The 21,038-nt window shown below is 44.6% G+C and carries 19 protein-coding genes and 3 tRNA genes; 10 read left to right on the plus strand and 12 right to left on the minus strand.

Annotated features, from left to right (window positions below; all coding sequences use genetic code 11):
* Positions 1-128: 128 nt before the first annotated feature.
* The 3 genes from lipB (at position 129) to OH455_RS15370 (ending at position 2,232) form a co-directional block, all read left to right on the plus strand.
* Positions 129-782 (plus strand): lipoyl(octanoyl) transferase LipB, encoded by a 654-nt coding sequence (lipB, locus tag OH455_RS15360; RefSeq protein ID WP_269981998.1) that lies wholly within the window; start codon positions 129-131, stop codon positions 780-782.
* Positions 783-806: 24 nt separating this feature from the next.
* On the plus strand, positions 807-1,772 hold the full coding sequence (gene lipA, locus OH455_RS15365) for a lipoyl synthase (protein WP_269981999.1): 966 nt from the start codon (positions 807-809) through the stop codon (positions 1,770-1,772).
* A 133-nt stretch (positions 1,773-1,905) separates the two neighbouring features.
* Positions 1,906-2,232: a hypothetical protein gene (locus OH455_RS15370; protein ID WP_045974679.1), complete on the plus strand. Its 327-nt coding sequence runs from the start codon at positions 1,906-1,908 to the stop codon at positions 2,230-2,232.
* A gap of 558 nt (positions 2,233-2,790) precedes the next feature.
* On the opposite strand, the gene glyA is transcribed toward OH455_RS15370, so the two are convergent.
* Entirely contained in the window at positions 2,791-4,041 is a 1,251-nt protein-coding gene (gene glyA, locus OH455_RS15375) for a serine hydroxymethyltransferase (protein WP_269982000.1), read from the minus strand.
* A gap of 366 nt (positions 4,042-4,407) precedes the next feature.
* On the opposite strand from glyA, the gene OH455_RS15380 reads away from it, so the two are divergent.
* Positions 4,408-5,007 carry a YitT family protein gene (locus OH455_RS15380; RefSeq protein WP_045974684.1) on the plus strand — a complete coding sequence of 200 codons (600 nt, stop codon included), beginning with the start codon at positions 4,408-4,410 and terminating at the stop codon, positions 5,005-5,007.
* 62 nt (positions 5,008-5,069) lie between these two features.
* Here OH455_RS15380 and vexH read toward each other — a convergent pair whose 3' ends face one another.
* Positions 5,070-8,180, minus strand: a complete 3,111-nt coding sequence (gene vexH, locus OH455_RS15385; protein ID WP_269982001.1) for a vibriobactin export RND transporter permease subunit VexH — start codon at positions 8,178-8,180, stop codon at positions 5,070-5,072.
* Positions 8,180-9,244, minus strand: coding sequence for an efflux RND transporter periplasmic adaptor subunit (locus tag OH455_RS15390; protein ID WP_269982002.1), 1,065 nt, complete (start codon positions 9,242-9,244; stop codon positions 8,180-8,182). Before OH455_RS15390 ends, vexH begins: the two co-directional genes overlap by 1 nt.
* A 268-nt stretch (positions 9,245-9,512) precedes the next feature.
* Here OH455_RS15390 and OH455_RS15395 point away from each other — a divergent pair.
* From OH455_RS15395 to OH455_RS15405, 3 genes are all read left to right on the plus strand, one after another.
* Positions 9,513-9,597 (plus strand) — tRNA-Tyr (locus OH455_RS15395).
* Between the two features lie 55 nt (positions 9,598-9,652).
* A tRNA-Tyr gene (locus OH455_RS15400) sits at positions 9,653-9,737 on the plus strand.
* Positions 9,738-9,793: 56 nt separating this feature from the next.
* Positions 9,794-9,878 (plus strand) — tRNA-Tyr (locus OH455_RS15405).
* A 135-nt stretch (positions 9,879-10,013) separates the two neighbouring features.
* Here OH455_RS15405 and treC read toward each other — a convergent pair.
* The 5 genes from treC to gmhB all read right to left on the minus strand — a co-directional run bounded on the left by treC (position 10,014) and on the right by gmhB (position 15,350).
* On the minus strand, positions 10,014-11,696 hold the full coding sequence (gene treC, locus OH455_RS15410; protein WP_269982003.1) for an alpha,alpha-phosphotrehalase: 1,683 nt from the start codon (positions 11,694-11,696) through the stop codon (positions 10,014-10,016).
* An 85-nt stretch (positions 11,697-11,781) separates the two neighbouring features.
* Complete coding sequence (treB, locus tag OH455_RS15415; RefSeq protein ID WP_269982004.1) at positions 11,782-13,206, minus strand: PTS trehalose transporter subunit IIBC; 1,425 nt, start codon at positions 13,204-13,206, stop codon at positions 11,782-11,784.
* A gap of 194 nt (positions 13,207-13,400) precedes the next feature.
* A complete protein-coding gene (gene treR / locus OH455_RS15420; RefSeq protein ID WP_045976333.1) occupies positions 13,401-14,348 on the minus strand; it encodes a trehalose operon repressor TreR in 948 nt (315 codons plus the stop codon).
* A gap of 52 nt (positions 14,349-14,400) precedes the next feature.
* On the minus strand, positions 14,401-14,739 hold the full coding sequence (locus OH455_RS15425) for an MliC family protein (RefSeq protein ID WP_205622494.1): 339 nt from the start codon (positions 14,737-14,739) through the stop codon (positions 14,401-14,403).
* A gap of 59 nt (positions 14,740-14,798) precedes the next feature.
* The gene (gene gmhB, locus OH455_RS15430) at positions 14,799-15,350 is read right to left on the minus strand and encodes a D-glycero-beta-D-manno-heptose 1,7-bisphosphate 7-phosphatase (RefSeq protein WP_206371315.1); all 552 of its coding nucleotides are present in this window, start codon (positions 15,348-15,350) and stop codon (positions 14,799-14,801) included.
* Between the two features lie 225 nt (positions 15,351-15,575).
* Here gmhB and metN point away from each other — a divergent pair, with 225 nt between their 5' ends.
* From metN to OH455_RS15445, 3 genes are read left to right on the plus strand one after another with little or no spacing between them, the layout of a single operon-like run.
* Positions 15,576-16,610 carry a methionine ABC transporter ATP-binding protein MetN gene (gene metN, locus OH455_RS15435; RefSeq protein WP_269982005.1) on the plus strand — a complete coding sequence of 345 codons (1,035 nt, stop codon included), beginning with the start codon at positions 15,576-15,578 and terminating at the stop codon, positions 16,608-16,610.
* The gene (locus tag OH455_RS15440) at positions 16,600-17,277 is read left to right on the plus strand and encodes a methionine ABC transporter permease (protein WP_045976329.1); all 678 of its coding nucleotides are present in this window, start codon (positions 16,600-16,602) and stop codon (positions 17,275-17,277) included. The genes metN and OH455_RS15440 overlap by 11 nt, the downstream gene beginning before the upstream one ends.
* A 32-nt stretch (positions 17,278-17,309) precedes the next feature.
* On the plus strand, positions 17,310-18,122 hold the full coding sequence (locus OH455_RS15445; protein ID WP_045976328.1) for a MetQ/NlpA family lipoprotein: 813 nt from the start codon (positions 17,310-17,312) through the stop codon (positions 18,120-18,122).
* A 66-nt stretch (positions 18,123-18,188) separates the two neighbouring features.
* On the opposite strand, the gene OH455_RS15450 is transcribed toward OH455_RS15445, so the two are convergent.
* From OH455_RS15450 to OH455_RS15465, 4 genes are all read right to left on the minus strand, one after another.
* A complete protein-coding gene (locus tag OH455_RS15450; RefSeq protein ID WP_269982006.1) occupies positions 18,189-18,686 on the minus strand; it encodes a GNAT family N-acetyltransferase in 498 nt (165 codons plus the stop codon).
* 117 nt (positions 18,687-18,803) lie between these two features.
* Entirely contained in the window at positions 18,804-20,390 is a 1,587-nt protein-coding gene (locus tag OH455_RS15455) for an AbgT family transporter (RefSeq protein ID WP_269982007.1), read from the minus strand.
* A gap of 231 nt (positions 20,391-20,621) precedes the next feature.
* Entirely contained in the window at positions 20,622-20,747 is a 126-nt protein-coding gene (gene ykgO / locus OH455_RS15460) for a type B 50S ribosomal protein L36 (protein ID WP_005380299.1), read from the minus strand.
* Positions 20,748-21,008: a type B 50S ribosomal protein L31 gene (locus OH455_RS15465; protein ID WP_004744820.1), complete on the minus strand. Its 261-nt coding sequence runs from the start codon at positions 21,006-21,008 to the stop codon at positions 20,748-20,750.
* Between the last annotated feature and the right edge of the window lie 30 nt (positions 21,009-21,038).

Genomic DNA, 21,038 nt, shown 5'->3' on the forward strand with positions numbered 1-21,038 from the left:
TTTTAGATATCAGATAGATAATAATCCTGCTTTTTATCTAGGGTTAAAAATGTGTGGCTGATATGTAGTTCAATGACCAGAAGCAGTTTATAATCCCAGAACTTTATTTACTGACTATAGGATCAGGAATGCAAAACCAGCTTGTTGTGAAACGTCTGGGTCGGCAAGATTACGAACCTATTTGGAAAGCAATGCACGAGTTCACAGATAACCGAACTGAGGAAACCTGTGATCAAGTATGGCTAGTCGAGCACAACCCTGTGTTTACACAAGGGCAAGCAGGTAAAGATGAGCATTTAATCAATACGGGTGATATCCCTGTCGTACAAAGCGATAGAGGTGGTCAAGTAACCTATCACGGTCCCGGTCAATTGGTGGCTTACTTCCTGATAAATCTACGTCGTAAAAAACTCGGTGTCCGAGAGCTTGTAACTCATATTGAGAATCTCGTGATCAACACCTTAAAAAAATACAATATAGAGTCGGCGGCACGACCAGATGCACCAGGTGTCTATGTTGATGGTAAAAAGATCTGTTCTTTAGGGCTGAGGATCCGTAAAGGTTGCTCATTCCATGGATTAGCATTAAATGTAAATATGGACTTATCGCCATTCTTGCGTATAAATCCATGTGGCTATGCTGGTATGGAGATGGTTCAAATGAGCCAGCTTGGTGGGCCGGATGATCTTACCCAAGTTGAAGCGGCATTAGTCGATGAACTTGTAACTTTGCTTGGTTATGAGCAAGTTGAATTCAGCACAGAAACCTCTCCTACGCGATGAGAAGCAAAGAGAAGTATAGATAGCATGAGTAAACCAATCCAAATGGAAAAAGGCGTTAAATACCGCGACGCTGACAAGATGGCATTGATCCCTGTAAAGAACATGCCAGCTGAGCAAAAAGAAGTTCTGCGTAAGCCAGACTGGATGAAAATCAAATTGCCTGCTGACAGCCAGCGTATTCAAGATATTAAATCTGCAATGCGTAAAAATAACCTCCACTCAGTGTGTGAAGAAGCCTCCTGTCCTAACCTAGCAGAATGTTTCAACCATGGTACGGCGACCTTTATGATTCTTGGCGCTATCTGTACTCGTCGCTGTCCTTTCTGTGATGTCGCTCATGGCCGACCTGTTGCTCCAGAAGCGGATGAACCGCAAAAGCTTGCGCAAACTATTTCAGATATGAAGCTGAAATATGTCGTAATTACATCCGTAGACCGCGACGATCTTAGAGACGGTGGTGCTAAGCACTTCGCTGACTGTAACCGAGAGATCCGAGCGAAAAACCCAAACATCCGTATTGAGACATTGGTTCCGGATTTCCGTGGAAGAATGGATGTGGCGCTAGAATTGATGAAAGACAACCCACCCGATGTCTTCAATCACAACTTAGAAACCGCACCGCGTCTCTACCGTAAAGCACGTCCGGGGGCAAACTATAAGTGGTCATTACAGCTTCTCAAGAAATTTAAACAACAGCACCCAGATATCCCAACAAAATCTGGACTAATGATGGGCTTGGGCGAAACAAAAGAAGAAATTATTGAGGTTCTAAAAGACCTTCGCGAGCATGGTGTGACGATGCTGACTCTGGGCCAATATTTAGCACCAAGTCGTCACCATCTACCCGTTGAACGTTACGTTCCTCCATCAGAATTTGATGAGCTAAAAGAAATTGCTTTAGAACTGGGCTTTACTCACGCGGCATGTGGTCCATTTGTTCGTTCTTCATACCACGCAGATCTGCAGGCTCAGGGCGTTGAAATTAGCTAATTATCATTTAAGTTAATAAGCAGGGTTGACAAAATAAGTCAGCCCTTTTTCGTTTCGTTTCTTGAATGAGACACAACTCTTCTATAGGCTAAGCCCTAACAACACTATAAAAGTACATCTCCAAGGAATTATTATGAAAAGACTAGGTTTTGTTGCTGTTGCCCTCGCTGCATTAACAGCAGGCTGCGCTTCTAACACACAGCAGGACAATTTCCGTGAAGCTTCTTTTGAGCTGTGTAATACAGACGTTGAGCTTTACTCTGTGAGTGACGATGGTCGCGTGCGTATTGTGTGTGCAGATGGCTCTAAATTCGCGCTAAATAGTGAAAAGACACTCGAAACTATGCGTGACATCAACATTGATTACTGTGATGGTGAAGGTCTAGGTAAGTTCAGTGAAAGCCGCAAGTACTACTCTTTTAAATGTAAGTCAGGCACGCTGCTGAGTATTTCAAAATAACTTAAATCTAAAAGTAAAAAGATTGATGTCATATCAATCTTTTTTCTTTTCATCTGTAGACCAAGCCATAACTTAAACGTTCTTTGCAACAACACCTTACCGATCTCCCCATAACTGCCCCTTAAGCTTGTGATAAACCACTAAAGTCACACTATATTTATGCAACTACCTAGAGCACCGTTCTATGAGACTGAGTCTCCATACTCAGGTCCAATCAAACTCGCGGGTTATCATCAGCCCCTAATTTTCGGTAATCGGCCAGCCTTGCAGGCTCTCTCTTGCCTGACCATGCCGATAAAAATACGCAATGTTGGCACAGTTACTAAAAGAAATTGAAGACAAGCATTAAGGTTGACGCTCAAGCTCCCCTTCATTGACATCAATAAAATGATGATTGGGTGTTTAGTCGTTAGTAAATTAACTGTTATGAGGTGGGAACATTAAGAGCTTGTCGATTTACCCGTCATCACACATAAAAAAACCTCCAGAAGGAGGTTTTGAAACATGCTGGTATTGAAACCAACAGCAGAACATTTAAGGTTCCATACTGAATGCTAGTTAAGCGTAAACAGGTAGGCGCTTACAAATATCTAGAACCTTGGCTTTAGTTGCCGAGATAACATCCTCATTTCCGATGTTATCTAGCACGTCACACATCCAGTTCGCTAGCTCTTTTGCATCTTCTTCAGTGAAACCACGACGAGTAATGGCTGGAGAGCCTACACGGATACCAGAAGTCACGAACGGGCTACGTGGATCGTTTGGTACTGAGTTCTTGTTTACCGTGATGTTTGCAGCTCCTAGTGCTGCATCTGCATCTTTACCTGTGATGTCTTTGTCGATAAGGTCAACTAGGAACAGGTGGTTCTCTGTACCATTAGACACAATCTTGTAACCACGTTCTTGGAACTGAGCAACCATCGCTTTTGCATTTTTCACTACGCGGGCTTGGTAAGCTTTAAATTCTGGCTCCATGGCTTCTTTGAACGCGACGGCTTTGCCCGCGATAACATGCATCAGAGGACCACCCTGGCCACCAGGGAATACCGCTGAGTTCAACTTTTTGTACATATCTTCACCAGCGTTAGACAAAATCAGGCCGCCACGTGGACCTGCTAGTGTCTTGTGCGTTGTTGTTGTCACAACGTGCGCGTGTGGCACTGGTGTTGGGTATTCGCCTGCTGCGATTAGACCAGCAACGTGCGCCATGTCTACGAATAGGTACGCGCCAGCTTTATCTGCAATTTCACGCATTCGAGCCCAGTCAACGATTTGAGAGTAAGCCGAGAAGCCGCCGATGATCATCTTAGGTTTGTGCTCTAGAGCAAGCTGTTCCATTTCATCGTAGTTAATTTGACCCGCTTCGTCGATACCGTAAGGAATCACGTTGTAGTGCTTGCCTGAGAAGTTAACTGGTGAACCGTGAGTCAGGTGACCACCGTGTGCCAGGCTCATACCTAGAACGGTATCGCCTGGGTTTAGTAGTGCCATGTAAACTGCACTGTTTGCCTGAGAGCCTGAGTGTGGCTGAACGTTCGCGTACTCACAGCCGAATAGCTGACATGCACGATCAATTGCCAAAGCTTCCGCTTTATCAACGTACTCACAGCCACCGTAGTAACGCTTGCCAGGGTAGCCTTCAGCGTATTTGTTTGTTAGCTGAGAACCTTGAGCTTCCATTACACGTGGGCTCGTGTAGTTCTCAGAAGCGATTAGTTCAATGTGTTCTTCCTGGCGAAGAGTTTCTTCTTGGATTGCTGCGAACAGTTCCGCATCGTAATCTTCGATGTTCATATCACGCTTTAGCATCTGTATCTCCTGACTCAGATTTAAACTGAAATTTGCAAAAAACCGACCAATGACCCTATTAATCTACGTAAATTGAATCACGCAAACGTTTGCATCACGTTAATAGCGCGCATTCTACATAATTTGATCTTGGCCATAAAGAGAAAGTTTTACTTTTTCTCATGCAGATTCTTCATGTGGTTCTACAAGGATTGTCATATTGTCACCTTTCTAAACCGTATAAATATGAAAAGTGTCAATTTTTCCCTTTACACCCCGTAAAACGATAATTACATAGGTTTACCTTAAATTTGCTTATCAAGCTACCGAAAACCTCATTTTTTAAATAGTATGCGCGCCATTATCTACTATAAAAGTTTCAAACTGATGGAAAAACACTCACGTAAAGAAGATTGGATTGCTATTTTAACTGGTACATTTCTGGTCGCTCAGGGCGTTTTCTTCCTCCAATCGGCAAATCTGTTAACCGGAGGTACCACAGGCTTGGCCCTGCTTATGAGCCAGTTTGTGTCACTTTCCTTTGGTACGCTTTACTTTTTGGCCAATAGTCCTTTTTATTTACTCGCGTGGAAGCGTTTTGGTTCAAGGTTTGCTTTCAACAGTGCTATTTCTGGTGCATTGGTGTCTGTCTTTGCTGACCACCTATCTCTAGTCGTAAGCCTTGAAACGGTCAACGTTGTGTATTGCGCGGTTGCGGGCGGGTTACTGATGGGCTTGGGTATGCTTATCCTGTTCCGTCATCGCTCAAGTCTCGGCGGTTTCAACGTACTTTGCCTGTTTATTCAGGATAAGTTCGGTATCTCAGTGGGCAAGTCTCAGCTAGCCATCGATTGTTGCATCTTGTTCGCATCATTCTTCTTTGTCTCTCCTGAAATCATCGGTTTATCCATTCTGGGCGCTATCCTACTGAATGTCGTGTTAGCCATGAATCACAAGCCAACCCGTTATTCCGTCAATTATGGTTGAGAACCACGAAATAAAAAAAGCCCGCGAAAGTTGCGGGCTTTTGACGTTATTGGTCTCAGCTATCAGTGTGAGGTTCTGGCCTTCACATCGTGGCTTAGCTCTTTGTTCAATTCAGCTTCCACATGTCCCGGTGATTGCGTACTTGCTGAAATCAGTCGATACATCGCAGGGATAACAAACAAAGTCACCAGCGTTGCGAAACCCATACCGAAGAAGATCACCGTACCTACCGCTACTCGGCTTTCATAACCTGCACCTGTCGATAGGATCAGTGGAATGGCACCGGCAAGTGTCGTAAACGCTGTCATCATAATTGGGCGCAGACGACGTGCTGCGGCATCGACTATTGCTTTCTCAAACTCGAAACCGCGATCACGAAGCTGATTCGCAAACTCCACAATCAGGATGCCATTCTTGGTCACCATACCAATCAACATGATCATCCCTATCTGGCTGTAAATATTCAGGCCCTGACTCATAAAGAACAGCCCCAAGAAGCCGCCGAATACCCCCATAGGAACAGTAAACATCACCACTAGTGGGTTTATGAAACTTTCAAACTGAGCTGCCAAGACCAGATACGCGACCAACAGTGCTAAGCCAAACACCACCAGAATACTGGATTGGTTCTCTTTATAATCTTTCGATTCGCCGGAGTAGCTGACTGAGATATCACCCGGCAGAATGTCCACCGCTTGTTGATCTAGGAAGTCGAGTGCCTGACCTAAAGTATACCCTTCAGACAAGTTAGCCGTAACGGTAATCGATTTCTGCTTGTTGTAGTGGGACAAACGAATCGACGAAGCCACTTCTTCAATCTTAGTAACCGCATCCAGTGTCACCAACTCACCAGAACTGGTTCGCAGATAAATCTGGCTCAAATCCGTCGCATTATTGAAGCTGTTCTCATCACCACGAAGATAAACATCATACTCTTCGCCGCGTTCAACAAAAGTCGTCTCACTCTTACCGCCAAGCATAATTTCTAAGGTATCAGAGATATCTGACACACTGATACCCAACTCCGCCGCACGCTGCTTATCAACGGTGACCACCAACTCAGGAGTTCGCTCGGAATAGTTAATGTCCGCCCCTTCCATGATCGGCGACTCTTCAGCTAACTGCTCAAGCTTTTCAGCCCACTGTTTTAGTTCTGGGTAATCAGAACCTCCTAATACGAACTGAACTGGTTCACTAGAACCACCTCTGAAGCCTGGCATAAATGGGAAGACACGAACATCAGGAATACCCACCAGCGCCTTTCTCACCTCTCCTAGTGCCTGCTGAGCCGTTATATCACGATCATTCCAGTCATCCAGTATCATGATGACAAAACCTGTCTGGTCTCCTGCGTTACCACCAAAGGCGGGCGATTGAATACTAAAGGACTTAAGGAAACCTTCGCCCAGTAGCGGTAACAAGCGCTCTTCGACGATATCCATGTTCGCAGCCATGCGGTTGTAACTCGTAGCATCAGCACCACGAACAAAGGCAAAGATCACCCCGCGGTCTTCCGATGGTGTCAGCTGAGAAGGCACTTGCTTCATCAAAACCCAGCTTCCGCCGATACAGGTCAGAATGATGAGAGGCGCCGCCCACTTCCATTTCAAGGCCCCACGCAACACTTTACGGTAACCACTTTCCAAACGACCAAACATACGATCGATGAACTGGTTAAAACGATTTGGTTTCACATTGGCCTTTAACAACTGACTGCCTAAAACTGGCGTCAGAGTTAGTGCAATCAGTGATGAAAAAATCACCGACATCGCCAGCAATACTGAAAACTCAGTAAACAGCAAGCCAACCATACCATCCATAAAGGAGATAGGCAGGAACACCATGACCAATACCAGAGTTGTCGCCACAACGGCAAAACCGACCTCACGAGTCCCTTTGTATGCCGCCAACAGCGGTTTTTCTCCACGCTCGATATGGTGGAAAATGTTCTCCACTACTACGATGGCGTCATCGACCACCAATCCAATCGACAATATCAGCGCCATCAAAGTGATTAAGTTGATCGAAAAGCCGAAATAGTAGGCAGCCATGAAGGAAGAAATCAACGAAACAGGTACCGTTACTGCTGGGATCAGCGTGGCTCTAGCCTGACCAATGAATATGTACAGTACGAGAATAACTAGACCACCAGTAATAAACAGAGTGCTGTATACTTCCGCTATCGAACGCTCAATAAAAACGGTTGAATCATAGTCGATGGCAAGACGCGTTCCTGATGGAAGAAATTGTTGGATTTTTTCCACTTCATCATGCACTAAATCAGCGACTTCAAGCGGGTTTGCGTCTGATTGAGGCACAATACCCATGCTGACATTAACCACACCATCGCTCTTAAAGGTTGAGTTTTCATTCTCCGCGCCGATGTAGACATCAGCGACATCTTTCAGGTAGATAGGAGTATTGTCACTCGCCCGTTTAACCACCAAATATTCAAAATCCTCAGCCACGTTGTAGCTACGAGCAATCCGAACCGACATGACGATCTGATCGTTACGCACTTCACCGCCAGGACTTTCAATATTCTCATTATTGAGTGCCGCGGTAATGTCAGAAGTTGTGACTCCACGTCCTGCCATCTGAGCAGGTTTCAGCTTAACGTACATGACTTTGTACAAGCCGCCTGACACATCCACTGAGCTTACACCGGAAATCAAGCTGAATCTGTCGAGCAATACTCGGTCGACGTAGTCTGTCAGTTGGGTTCGATCCATCTCGGAAGAACTTAAATTAATGTAGACAGAGGCTTCACCCGACCCATTGTTCTTATAAACAATCGGATCATCCGCCTCATCAGGCAAGGAACGCTGTGCACGTGCAACCGCATCCCGAACATCACTCACGCCAGTATTGAGATCATAACCGAGTTCAAACGTAATAGTGATTCGTGAGCTGCCATTCCGCGTAGTCGATTCAATTTCATCAATGCCGCTGATACCAGAAAGCTGATCTTCCAGTACAGAAGTAATTTGGCTTTCAATAATGGTCGCTGAAGCGCCTTCATATCGAGTACTGATTGATACAACCGGACTTTCAATATCCGGCATTTCACGTACCGCCAGTTTACTGAAAGAGACAATACCAAATACACACAACAGTAAGCTGAGAACGACCGCAGCAACGGGACGTTTGACAGAAGCATCAGATAACCACATTAGCTGTTACCTTCTTGCTCATTACTTAGTGGTTTGCCATCTTCACCCAATTCACTCACAGCGACACCATCACGCATGTTCACAATGCCTTGAACGACGATTTTCTGGCCGATATCAAGGCCTTTTTCAATCACGACTTGGTTGCCGATTCGAGCACCTAAGAAAACTTCAGTGCGAACTGCTTTGTTGTCATCACCTACCATATAGACATAACGTTTGGTGCCAGAATATTCGAGAGCTTGAACAGGAATAATCGGCGCTTCCATTGGAGGAAAATCCATATCTGCAGTCACTAACATCCCCGGTTTCAAGCTTTGTTTTGGATTGTCAAAATGGATACGGACCCTTAAGTTAAGAGTTTCTTCATTGATTCGTGAATCGATACCAACAACTTCGCCATTGAAGACAATATCATCCCATGCTGCCGTCGTTGCTGTGACTTTCATACCTTTAGAAATTTGAGACAGATAACGTTCAGGTACCTGCAAATCGAGTTGCATCAAGGATAAATCATCGAGTGCCACAAGCTCATCGCCAGCACTCACCAACTTACCTGGGCTGAAATCAATAAAGCCGACAGTACCAGAGAAAGGCGCTGTAATATTCAAATCATTGAGGTTGGCATTGGCGGCATCAAGGCGAGCCTGAGCTATTTCGACGCTAGCCTTCTGCGCATCGATCTCGGTTTGGGTAATCGCATTACGTTTCACCAAACGTTCAAACTCTTTGAGTTTACGCTCTTCGTCTTTCAGGTAGGCTTTTGCTTCAGCTACACTGGCTTTGGCTTTGTCATCATTAAGCTGAACGAGCAGCTGATCTTTTTTGACCTCTTGATTCGCCTTAAAAGCAATAACATCCACGCGACCTGTAACTTCAGAGGAAATAACCACAGATTGCTCAGCTTCAATTTTTCCAACTAACGACAAAGACTGAGAAACCTGATGAACCTGGACCTGTTCAGTCACCACGGTAACCGTCTGTGGACCTTGCCGTTTAGCTTGCACTCCGGGTGCTGCGGCTAGAATAGACAACGACAAAATACTCAGAATAATTTTATTTTTCATGTTTAAATTCTGCCTCAAAAAACTTCGCTCATTATACTCGTTAAACCGCGCTGAAAACGTCAAGTAATGTAAAGAGAGAGCAATAAACTGTAAGTTTAGACATTGATTAGATGAGCTTTTAGGTTGATTACTGGCATCTTTGCCCAAAAAGCCAGCATTCAATTCAAAATCATAAGAAAAGGCTTTACAGGTTTAGCGAGTTTGCTATGATGCGCTCCGCACTTGAGTGATGTGTTGGGAAATCATTTCTTAAGTATAAAAACACCCTGGAGGGGTTCCCGAGTGGCCAAAGGGATCAGACTGTAAATCTGCTGGCACTGCCTTCGATGGTTCGAATCCGTCCCCCTCCACCATATTAAATGCTTGATTGATGCGTTGGGAAAACGTCAATTAAGGATAAAATACCCTGGAGGGGTTCCCGAGTGGCCAAAGGGATCAGACTGTAAATCTGCTGGCACTGCCTTCGATGGTTCGAATCCGTCCCCCTCCACCATATTGAACGCTTGATTGTCGTGTTGGGAAAACATCAATTAAGGATAAAAATACCCTGGAGGGGTTCCCGAGTGGCCAAAGGGATCAGACTGTAAATCTGCTGGCACTGCCTTCGATGGTTCGAATCCGTCCCCCTCCACCATTTACAGAAAACCAGCTCAATGAGCTGGTTTTTTTGTACTTATTGAAAATCTAATCACACCTCTATCTCTCTTCTCGCAAGTACAAAAAAGCCCCGACCAATAGCCGAGGCGATAACTAACATCAAAGGGGGAAGTTAGTTGTTTAAAAGAATAATACGTGTTTCATAAGAGCGAAGTACTTGATGCTGAGATACCTTCTCACCAGAAAGCTCATAGTTACATAAAACGTATTGTGCTTTATCGCAATCAAACTCTTCAGGTAAGACGCACTCTGTTTCGTCTGCGTAATAGTTATTCAAACAAATTAGGGTCTGATTTTCTGATTTACGTTGATAACCGAATATCGCCTTATGTTCTGGGTAAAGATCGGTGTAGCTCCCAGTGGTAATCACTTCAATCTCTTTGCGCAATTGAATCAACTTCTGATAGAAGTAAAAAACCGAGTTACTGTCATCAACGGCTTTAGCTGCGTTCACTTGAGGATAATTTTCTGCCACCGCCAACCAAGGTTGAACCTGAGAGAAGCCAGCATACTGCTCATCATTCCATTGCATTGGCGTACGTGAGTTATCGCGGGATTTCTGAGCCAGGATATCGATCATTTCTTCGTTGCTGACACCTTGCTGGTTGACCATGATGTCATACATATTGGTACTTTCCACATCGCGATATTGCTCTATCGAGCTATAGCCGGGGTTGGTCATCCCAATCTCTTCTCCTTGATAAATGTATGGTGTACCTTGCATCATATGGACAGAGGCTCCCAACATTTTGGCCGACTCCACTCGATAGTTTTGGTCATCGCCTAAGCGGCTAACAATACGTGGCTGATCATGATTACACCAGAACAATGCTCCCCAACCTTTGCCGTTCAATCCTGTTTGCCAATGGTTGAAAATCTGCTTTAGTTGTGAAAAGTCAAAAGGCGCTTTGGTCCACTTTTCGCCATTTGGGTAATCCACTTTTAGATGGTGGAAGTTAAATACCATCGACAGTTCTTTGTTATCCAGAGAGGAATACTGTTGGCAATGCTCCAATGTGGTAGACGACATTTCACCCACAGTAACACTGCCATATTTTTGGAACACAGCTTCGCTGATTTCCTTTAAGTATTCATGTACACGAGGCCCATCTGTGTAAAAGCGGCGACCGTCACCAATATCATCATTCGGGAAATCTTGCTGCTTAGAAATTAGGTTAATCACATCAAGACGGAAGCCATCCACTCCTTTCTCAGCCCAGAAGCTGATGACCTTTTTCACTTCCTCACGAACTGTCGGGTTCTCCCAATTAAGATCCGCTTGCTCTTTGGCAAAGAGGTGCAGAAAATACTGGCCCGTTTGCTCATCCATTTCCCAAGCACTTCCGCCAAACTTGGATTGCCAGTTGTTTGGAACGTCTCCTGCAACCGGATCTTTCCAAATATAGTAATCTCGGTATGGGCTGCTCTTATCCCCCAGCGCAGATTGGAACCAAACGTGTTCAGTGGAGGTATGGTTAACCACAATATCCATAATGATGCGAATACCGCGCTGGTGCGCTTCACTAAGTAGACAATCAAAATCTTCCATGCTGCCAAACTGAGGGTTAATAGCGTAGTAGTCTGAGATGTCATAACCATTGTCAATCATCGGAGACTGATAGACTGGCGTCAGCCAAATAGCATCAATACCAAGCAATTTTAAGTAATCGAGCTTAGAAATGATGCCCTTGATATCCCCTGTTCCCTTACTGCCGCTATCACAGAAGCTCTTCGGGTAAATCTGATATATCGAAGCCGTTTTCCACCAGTTCGCATCATTTGTGATTGTTGTCATTGCTAAACTCACTTACCAAAAAATAAAAAATCGAAAAAATAGCAGGAGCGATCGCCGAATTGTGATCGCTCTTTTTTGTTTGCACTTAAGCGCTTGCAGGCTCTAGCTCACCTTTCATTTGTGCACGCTTGTAGAAGAACAGGGTCAATACTGCCGGTAGTGTAATCGCCACCAGCATTGCAATCGCGTAGATGCCCCAGAATTGTGGTTGGATAGATAAGATACCTGGTAGACCACCCACACCAATACCGTTCGCCATAACGCCCGCACTACCACAGATCGCCGCTGCAATTGCACTACCAATCATTGCGCTTAGCATTGGGAACTTGTACTTCAAGTTAATACCGTACATCGCTGGCTCGGTGACACCTAGATAAGCAGAAATCGCCGCAGGTACTGAGATATCGCGTTCACCGTGTTTCTTACTGATGATGATAATACCGACAACCGCTGATGCCTGAGCAATGTTAGACAGTGCAATCAAAGGCCAGATTGGAGTACCACCTAGGTCTTGCATCAACTGCAGATCGACAGCGTTGGTTGTATGATGAATACCAGTAATCACCAAAGGTGCATATAGGAAGCCAAACACCATTGAGCCAATCACTGCGAAATCACCCGTCATTGCTGCTTTTGCGGCGAATGCCACGCCGTCACCCAGTACGCGACCGAACGGGCCAATCAGAGAATGCGCTAATACCACAGAGACGATGATAGAAACGAAAGGAACGACAACAAGATATAGGTAAGAAGGAACAATACGCTTAAGGTTCGTTTCGATAAACGCTAACGCGATACCTGCTAACATGGCCGGAATAACCTGAGCCTGATAACCCACCTTCTCGATAGCAAATAAGCCAAAATCCCATACTTCTGGCACTTGCTTACCTATCAGATAAGCATTCATCAGTTGAGGAGAGACCAAAGTGACACCAAGCGTAATGCCGAGGATCGGTGTACCACCGAGTTTCTTCACTGTTGACCAACACACGCCAACAGGCAAGAAGAAGAAAATGGCTTCACCAATTAACCATAGAAAGCTATGGACAGTCGCCCAGAATTGGCTGATTTCTGTCAATGATTGACCATCAAACATCTTGATGTCGCCAATCACATTACGGAAGCCCAAGATCAGACCGCCGGTAATAATAGCAGGTAACAGTGGTACAAAGATCTCAGCAAGATGAGAGATGCCACGTTCCAAAATGTTCATGTTCTGACGTGCAGCCTGTTTGGATTCATCTTTCGATGCTTCAGACTTGCCCGACAGTTCAATCAGGACCTTGTACACTTCATCAACTTCAGTACCGACAACAACTTGAAATTGACCCGCATTAGTGAAACAGCCCTTCACCAGCGACAGTGCTTCCAGTGCATTTGTGTCGGCTTTACTTGTGTCATTTAACACGAAGCGGAGGCGCGTCAGACAGTGGCTGACACTGGCGATGTTTTCGCGACCGCCAACCAGTTCTATCAGACGCTCAACTTCTTGTTTCGCAATCTTACTCATATCCTTGTCCACCCTAAATTGGTTTCTCGTTCAGATCAGAAGTCTCTGATCAAAAAGGTTAGTTATAATTTATTTGGGAACATTCCCATTTGTATTTATTATATTGTCAAATCTATCGAAATAGATAAATGGGAACAATCCCATTAATTGAATGAGATCACAGTATAATTTTAAACCATAGAGAAAAGAGAGGGTTAACTCAAAATTGGTTCCTGAGTGAGGTGTACGAGTTCAGATTCTCCATTGAGCTGAGAAATCAGAAGCTTGGCCGCCCTTTCTCCAGCCTGAGCATAACCCGGGTCGATACTGAATACTCTCGGAAATAGAAAAGACAACAGTTCATTGCCACCAACACCTGTGACCATCACATCTTCCCTATCCAATTCTTGAAGACGTTTAATCACACCCAATGCCAAAGTATCACTGGCGCATACAATCGCCTGTGTGGTTTGAGTCAACACTTTATCCACCAAACGATAAGCGCTTTCGTGATGCAAATGGCCTGTTTGATAGTTGGGGGATAATCGATGCTCTGAACACCAATCTAAGTAAGCATTGAGACGAATCTTCCCAGTAGTTCGGTCTGAAGGATCAACACCAATAAAAGCAATCTCGCTCACCGATTGGCGCTGAAGGTGTTCCAGCGCATAACGAATAACACCTGTATTATCGTAGTTGATCGATGACGTTTCATCAGTATCCATGGCAATCACCAGAGAACGATGCTGCCAGCTAGAAAGACGCTCGATGTCAAAATCACTGAAGCCAAACACAATCACGCCATCAACATTACGCCTGCGCAAAACGTCGAGGTGTTCATTGGTCATCTTGCGGTCAAACTGACTTTCCATGATCACCGCGTCATAGCCGTTACCGTAAAGAACTTGCAGCATACTGCTAACGGCTTTGTTTTCCGAAGGCGAATCAAGACGCGAGATGATGACCCCAACAACTTTCTGACTGCCTCCGCGCATCGCTTGCGCCGACTTAGACGGAACGTAGCCAGACTCTTCAATCACACGCTCAACCTTGGCGCGAGTCTCGGGTTTGACTTTAGGATCATTAGTCAATACACGGGAAACCGTAGATTTACCAACGCCAGAAAGTTTAGCAATATCAAGAATGGTCAGTTTTTTATTCATAATGCAGTGAGTTCGCTCAAAAGATAAAGCAGGTTGTACCAGAAGACTAACGCTATTGTGTTTTACAGTTTTTGTAAACGACTCTGCCCAATTCTAATCGGGCATCATCACCTTTGGTGTGTAGCGTCACTGGATTGAGAATCGGTTTTGTTCCATTATCTAAGATATATTTTGCACCAGAACCAGATGGGACCTGAGCGAGGCGGTAGTCGTGTTTAGGTAAACGCAAAATCGCCGCTTGTTCTTTAATTAGGTAAGCGACCTCAAACTGTTTGTTCGATGCACACTGGTAGGTCACGAATGGTTGCTTTTCATCGGCTTTGCGTTCAATCGCCGAGTAGCTGCACCCAAATAATGTCACTCCTGCCAGCAAGCCTAACAACGCTTTCATTTTCATCCACACTCTCCAATAGAAAAAGGCCGCCTCAAGCGACCTCTTTTCTCGGTATTTTACTTAGCTAAATAGGCAGGGACTTCTTTGATACTGTCCAGTACAACAGAGGCAATCGCCTCACCTTTTTCCGTAACAGGCTTACCAGTACGTACTAAAATACGCGTACCTACTTCAGCGGCTTCTGCTGCCATCATATCTTCAGCTTTATCACCGACCATAACAGAATTCGCCATATCGATTTTGAGGAAATCACGCGCAGAAATGAACATGCCAGGCTTAGGTTTGCGGCAATTACAATCTTCTTTGTACTTACCCTGACCATGTTCGGCATGATGTGGGCAATAGTAGAAGCCATCAAACTCAACATCATGATCAACAAAATTCCAATCCATCCACTGCGTGAGTGATAGGAAACGGTCCTCACTGAATTTACCACGAGCAATACCCGACTGGTTAGTCACCAATACAAGCATGTAGCCCATCTCTTTGAGCTTTTTAGTCGCTTCAAACACGCCATCAATAAATTCAAAGTCGTGCTCGTCATGAACATATCCGTGGTCAACGTTAATTACACCATCACGATCCAAAAAGACTGCTGGTTTCGCCAAAATTTGCTTCTCTATCTACTATTTATTTCCAGAATTATTACACGCTTTATTTCTTTCATCACTATCTAATTACTAATCTGTTTGGTTGCAATGAACGTTTAGACGTCTAGCCGTAAAAATATCTATTGACACAATTAGTGCAAAACCATAGCATCCTCTACTAAATGAGAGGTAGTTCAAAATTATCTACTTTTTCCCAAAAGCAGTCTGATAGTGGATTTCTCAATGATAGAAATTAATCAAGTAAACAAAGTATTTCTTCAAGGAAATAAAGAAATACATGCCTTGAAGGACATCAACCTTCATATCTCACAGGGAACAATCTTCGGTGTAATTGGCTCATCAGGAGCAGGGAAAAGTACGCTTATTCGATGTGTCAATATGCTGGAAGCGCCAACGTCAGGCTCCATCATTGTCGACGGTATTGATCTTACCAAGCAGTCAAAATCAGAACTGAGCGAAACACGCCGTAACATCGGTATGATCTTCCAACATTTTAACCTACTGTCATCTCGTACCGTATTTGACAACGTTGCCCTGCCACTTGAGTTAGCGGGCAAAGATAAGGCGCACATTAGCGCTAAAGTGACTGAGCTGCTCAAACTGGTAGGCCTCTCTGATAAACATGAAAGCTACCCATCGAACTTGAGCGGTGGTCAAAAGCAGCGCGTCGCTATTGCACGTGCCCTAGCTTCCGATCCCAAAGTGTTGCTGTGTGACGAAGCAACGAGTGCATTGGATCCTGCAACAACACAATCGATACTTGAGTTGCTCAAAGAGATCAACCGTAAACTGAATATCACTATGTTGCTCATCACCCACGAAATGGACGTGGTGAAAAGTATCTGTCATGAAGTGGCGATCATTGGTGGCGGGGAATTGGTTGAGAAAGGTACTGTTGGTGAAATTTTCGCCCATCCTAAAACTGAACTGGCGCATGAATTTATCCGTTCTACGCTTGATCTGTCTATTCCGGATGATTATCAGACACGCCTGCAAACGACCCGCGTTGAAGGCAGTTATCCATTGGTGAGACTCGAATTTACCGGAGCTACTGTAGATGCACCGCTCGTCAGTCAGATTGCTCGTCAATTCAATATCGATGTCAGCATTCTGAGTTCTGATCTTGATTACGCTGGTGGCGTCAAATTCGGCATGATGGTCGCAGAGCTGTTTGGTAACGAGCAAGATGACAATGCGGCGATTGAATTCCTCCGTGAACACAATGTAAAAGTAGAGGTACTGGGTTATGTCCTTTAACACAATTTCAGAGTGGCTAAGCCTTAACAGTAGCCTTTTAATTGGTGCGACTTGGGAAACCCTCTACATGGTCTCAGTCGCAGGTATCGTTGGCTTTGCCGTTGGTATTCCATTAGGTGTTATCCTTCATACCACCAAAAAAGGCGGCCTACTTGAGAACACCAAGCTCAATAGCATTCTCGGTGCTATCGTCAACGTCGGTCGCTCGGTGCCGTTTCTAGTTTTAATGGTAGCCATCATCCCAGTCACTAAAGTTCTCGTCGGCACGTTTATCGGCACCACGGCGGCTATCGTGCCACTGACTATCGGCGCCATCCCATTTGTTGCTCGCCTTATTGAAGGGGCACTACTTGAAGTACCAACAGGCTTAGTAGAAGCAGCTCAATCAATGGGTGCAACTCCAATACAAATCATCAACAAGGTACTGCTTCCTGAAGCAATGCCAACCATAGTGAACTCAATCACCATCACATTGGTCACCCTAGTGAGCTATTCCGCTATGGCCGGAACAGTAGGGGGTGGCGGATTAGGTGATGTCGCGATTCGCTACGGCTTCCATCGCTATGATGTGGTCATCATGGCTGTAACCGTGGTAATGCTCATCGTCTTGGTGCAAATCATTCAGTCTATCGGCGATGCAATTGTGCGCCGCGTCGATCACAGATAATAAATTTACAGATACAGAATAAGGAGAAAGTCATGAAATTTGGATTAAAAGGTTTACTCGCCATTGCAGCAGTCGCTTCGTCACTTGTGCTATCCGGATGTGGTGAAAAGCAAGCAGCAGACACCAGCAAGATTAAAGTCGGTGTTATGGCGGGCGCTGAAGCTCAGGTAGCAGAAGTCGCCGCTAAAGTTGCAAAAGAAAAATACGGCTTGGATGTGGAGCTTGTTACTTTTACAGATTACGTGACGCCAAACGCAGCATTGGATGATGGCTCTATCGACATCAACGCGTTCCAGCACAAACCATATCTAGATCAACAAGTGAATGACCGTGGTTACAAACTAGCAATCGCTGGCAATACATTTGTTTACCCCATTGCTGGTTACTCTAAACAAGTGAAATCGGTCGATGAGATTCAGGAGGGTGCCCGTATCGCAGTACCAAACGACCCAACTAACTTAGGGCGTTCTCTACTGCTTCTTGAACAACAAGGGCTGCTTAAACTACGTGATGGTGTTGGTCTACTAGCAACCGTACGTGATATTGCTGAAAACCCAAAAAACATCACTATTGTTGAACTAGATGCCGCTCAGCTTCCACGCTCTCTTGACGATGTAGCCTTGTCTATCATCAACACAACTTACGCAAGCTCAATTAACCTGACACCACAAAAAGATGGCGTATTTGTTGAAAACAAAGAATCTCCATACGTAAATATCATTGTGGCGCGTGAAGACAACGTCAAGGCTGAAAACGTGCAGAACTTCATCAAGTCTTACCAAACAGAGGAAGTGTACACGGCTGCTTCAGACATCTTTAAAGGTGGCGTAGTTAAAGGTTGGTAATAACTTACTGAGTTGCACAAAGGCTGACGTCATTGCGTCAGCCTTTTTCTTTGCTTTTTTGATTGATCATAGGAATTTCTCAATCAGTACTTCATCGATGTACCGACCTTTCATATAAGCGTGCTTCTTTGCCGTTCCTATCACCTCAAAAACCTGATTAAGATACACAGCCAAAGCCTTTGGATTATCTTCTCTCACATAAGCAAACAGCTTTTCATATCCCTTATTTCTTGCCGACGCAAACGTCTCAGCAAATAAACTGCTGGCGATCTTCATCCCTCTAATCTGCTCATCTACATAGGTACCGATCACTCCAACATGAGCGAATGCCTGAGTATAGGACGCGAATGGTTTGACATTCTGAAATCCTAACACCTGTTGATTCTCGGACACAGCAACTTTGAAAACGCCTCGCTGAGGAAACTGACGGATGAAAGTTTGCTCGTCGACGAGTGAAAATGGTGTATCAATAACGGTAAATTTACCTTGCTCAATGATTGGATTTAATACACCACGAACACCATCGGCATCCTCTATTTTGACTTCTCTGATTGTTACTTCCATTACTAATCTCTTGCCCCTAGCACTAGATACGGTGAATTTTATAGTTTTAGGTCTACCCACAATACCAAAAACAAAAAACCGGAGCACTTGGCTCCGGTTTTGTCGTTCGATAATACGTTATGGCGCGTAGTAGGTCGCCGCACCAGGACCGACTGGCAAACCAAATACGAATACCCATAGGTAGAACAGTAGACTCCAACCCACGATAAAGCAGATTGAGTACGGTAGCATGGTCGCAATCAGCGTACCGATACCTAGATTTTTCATATAACGCGATGCAACAGCGAGAATCAAACCAAAATAGCTCATCATTGGTGTAATGATGTTGGTTGTGGAGTCACCGATACGGTATGCCGCTTGAATCGTTTCAGGCGCATAGCCGACTAGCATCAACATGGGAACAAAGATTGGCGCTGTCACAGCCCATTGTGCAGAAGCTGAACCAATCATCAGATTGATGAAACCACACATCAAAATAAAGGCAAAGAACAACATAGGACCAGTCAGACCAATGCTTTTTAGAAAATCTGCGCCTGCTACCGCGAACACTTGACCAAAATTAGTCCACTTGAAAAACGCAACAAATTGAGCAGCAAAGAATACCAGTACAATGTACATTCCCATTGAAGACATGGATTTAGACATCGCATCAATTACATCACGATCGTTCTTCATTGTGCCAACTACCTTACCGTAAACAAGGCCTGGGATAGCAAAGAAGACGAAGATGAAAGCAACGATACTCTTAAGGAATGGCGAACCTGCAACCGTGCCGGCGTCTGAACGAAGAATTCCATCTGCTGGAACGATTGTCCAAGCAAGTAGAGCAGAAACCGCAAGTACCGCTAGGCCAGCCATTTTCAGACCTTTCTTCTCAACGTCAGTTATCGTGCCCATTGAGTCATTCGACAAATCTTCTGCTGCATCTTCTTCGTTGTATTTACCTAATTTAGGCTCAACGATTTTCTCCGTTACGAAAGCACCCATACCGGCGATGAAGAAAGTAGAAACGAACATAAAGTACCAGTTAACTTCTGGGCCAACAGTGTAAGTAGGGTCAATCATTTGTGCTGCCGTTTCTGTGATCCCAGAAAGCAGTGGGTCAACAGTGCCGATCAGTAAGTTTGCGGAATAACCGCCAGATACACCTGCAAATGCAGCGGCGAGACCGGCAAGAGGGTGGCGACCCAAAGAGTGGAACAGCATAGCCGCTAGTGGGATAAGTACCACATAGCCTAGCTCAGATGCTGTATTGGAAATGATACCTGCAAATACCACTGTGATGGTAACCATGCTCTTCGAAGCACCCATGACCAAACCACGCATTGCCGCAGACAGTAAACCTGAATATTCCGCCACTGCAACACCCAATAGTGCAACTAATACGGTGCCTAATGGCGCAAAGCCGACAAAGTTTTTAACTAGATTGGTAACAATCAACTCAAGACCATCTGCATTTAACAAGCTGACAACCTGAATCATTCCGTCAACGGCACGACCAGGAGCGCCTTCTGGACGAGGATCTGCTACCGCCACTTCAAAGTAACCTGCAATACCGGAAGCGATTAAAATCGCAACACAGAAAATGGCGAAAAGCGTGATCGGGTGTGGTAACAAGTTGCCCAAATATTCGACGGTATCTAAGAAACGAGTAAATATTGGCCTCTTAGGCGAGTTTTGTTTAATCGAAGTAGATGAACTCATCTCTTCCCTCCTTGTTGTTGTTAATCCTGCGCGTCATTGTGCCAAGCGGCTACAAAGCTCGCGCAGGTTACTCGACAAAGAGGTCAATTAGAAATTAAAAATGTAATAAAGTGCTATCTTGATCAATATGATTAACGATAAAAAAACAAAAAATCAGCAGCTTCATCTACATAAATGACAATCGTTAGAATTATGAATTACACTAAACAATTGAAATTAATAATGCATTCACTATTTCTGAACAGCTTTGAATCTGGGATTGGTTTTACATATTACGTACAAGCGCCCTCTCCTTTTTACTATCTGACAATCAGGATGGCGACTTTTAGCACTTTTAAGAGATTTTACGACCTTCATTTACTTGTCCCCTTTAGAAAATTGACCAAATCGACGTTTAAAGTTAGCGACACGACCTTCCTGATGAATGACACGCTGCTTACCTGTGTAGAAAGGGTGAGATTTAGAAGAGACTTCAATCGTAAAGTACGGGTAGGTTTTGCCATCTTTCCACTCAATAGTGCGGTCAGTTTGCAATGTTGAACCGATAAGGAAGTACTCATCAATGCTTGTATCATGGAAAACCACGGTTCGGTATTCAGGGTGAATGTTGGGTTGCATAATTACCTCAATATAAACTGTTATGTTATA

This window comes from Vibrio sp. T11.5 (genome assembly GCF_027587155.1).
GTDB classification, from domain to species: domain Bacteria; phylum Pseudomonadota; class Gammaproteobacteria; order Enterobacterales; family Vibrionaceae; genus Vibrio; species Vibrio neptunius.

Bases quoted from the DNA above. Each gene is read 5' to 3' on its own strand.
- lipB (WP_269981998.1), top strand. From the start codon at position 129: ATGCAAAACCAGCTTGTTGTGAAACGTCTGGGTCGGCAAGATTACGAA.
- lipA (WP_269981999.1), top strand. From the start codon at position 807: ATGAGTAAACCAATCCAAATGGAAAAAGGCGTTAAATACCGCGACGCT.
- OH455_RS15370 (WP_045974679.1), top strand. From the start codon at position 1,906: ATGAAAAGACTAGGTTTTGTTGCTGTTGCCCTCGCTGCATTAACAGCA.
- glyA (WP_269982000.1), bottom strand. From the start codon at position 4,041: ATGCTAAAGCGTGATATGAACATCGAAGATTACGATGCGGAACTGTTC.
- OH455_RS15380 (WP_045974684.1), top strand. From the start codon at position 4,408: ATGGAAAAACACTCACGTAAAGAAGATTGGATTGCTATTTTAACTGGT.
- vexH (WP_269982001.1), bottom strand. From the start codon at position 8,180: ATGTGGTTATCTGATGCTTCTGTCAAACGTCCCGTTGCTGCGGTCGTT.
- OH455_RS15390 (WP_269982002.1), bottom strand. From the start codon at position 9,244: ATGAAAAATAAAATTATTCTGAGTATTTTGTCGTTGTCTATTCTAGCC.
- treC (WP_269982003.1), bottom strand. From the start codon at position 11,696: ATGACAACAATCACAAATGATGCGAACTGGTGGAAAACGGCTTCGATA.
- treB (WP_269982004.1), bottom strand. From the start codon at position 13,206: ATGAGTAAGATTGCGAAACAAGAAGTTGAGCGTCTGATAGAACTGGTT.
- treR (WP_045976333.1), bottom strand. From the start codon at position 14,348: ATGAATAAAAAACTGACCATTCTTGATATTGCTAAACTTTCTGGCGTT.
- OH455_RS15425 (WP_205622494.1), bottom strand. From the start codon at position 14,739: ATGAAAGCGTTGTTAGGCTTGCTGGCAGGAGTGACATTATTTGGGTGC.
- metN (WP_269982005.1), top strand. From the start codon at position 15,576: ATGATAGAAATTAATCAAGTAAACAAAGTATTTCTTCAAGGAAATAAA.
- OH455_RS15440 (WP_045976329.1), top strand. From the start codon at position 16,600: ATGTCCTTTAACACAATTTCAGAGTGGCTAAGCCTTAACAGTAGCCTT.
- OH455_RS15445 (WP_045976328.1), top strand. From the start codon at position 17,310: ATGAAATTTGGATTAAAAGGTTTACTCGCCATTGCAGCAGTCGCTTCG.
- OH455_RS15450 (WP_269982006.1), bottom strand. From the start codon at position 18,686: ATGGAAGTAACAATCAGAGAAGTCAAAATAGAGGATGCCGATGGTGTT.
- OH455_RS15455 (WP_269982007.1), bottom strand. From the start codon at position 20,390: ATGAGTTCATCTACTTCGATTAAACAAAACTCGCCTAAGAGGCCAATA.
- ykgO (WP_005380299.1), bottom strand. From the start codon at position 20,747: ATGAAGGTCGTAAAATCTCTTAAAAGTGCTAAAAGTCGCCATCCTGAT.
- OH455_RS15465 (WP_004744820.1), bottom strand. From the start codon at position 21,008: ATGCAACCCAACATTCACCCTGAATACCGAACCGTGGTTTTCCATGAT.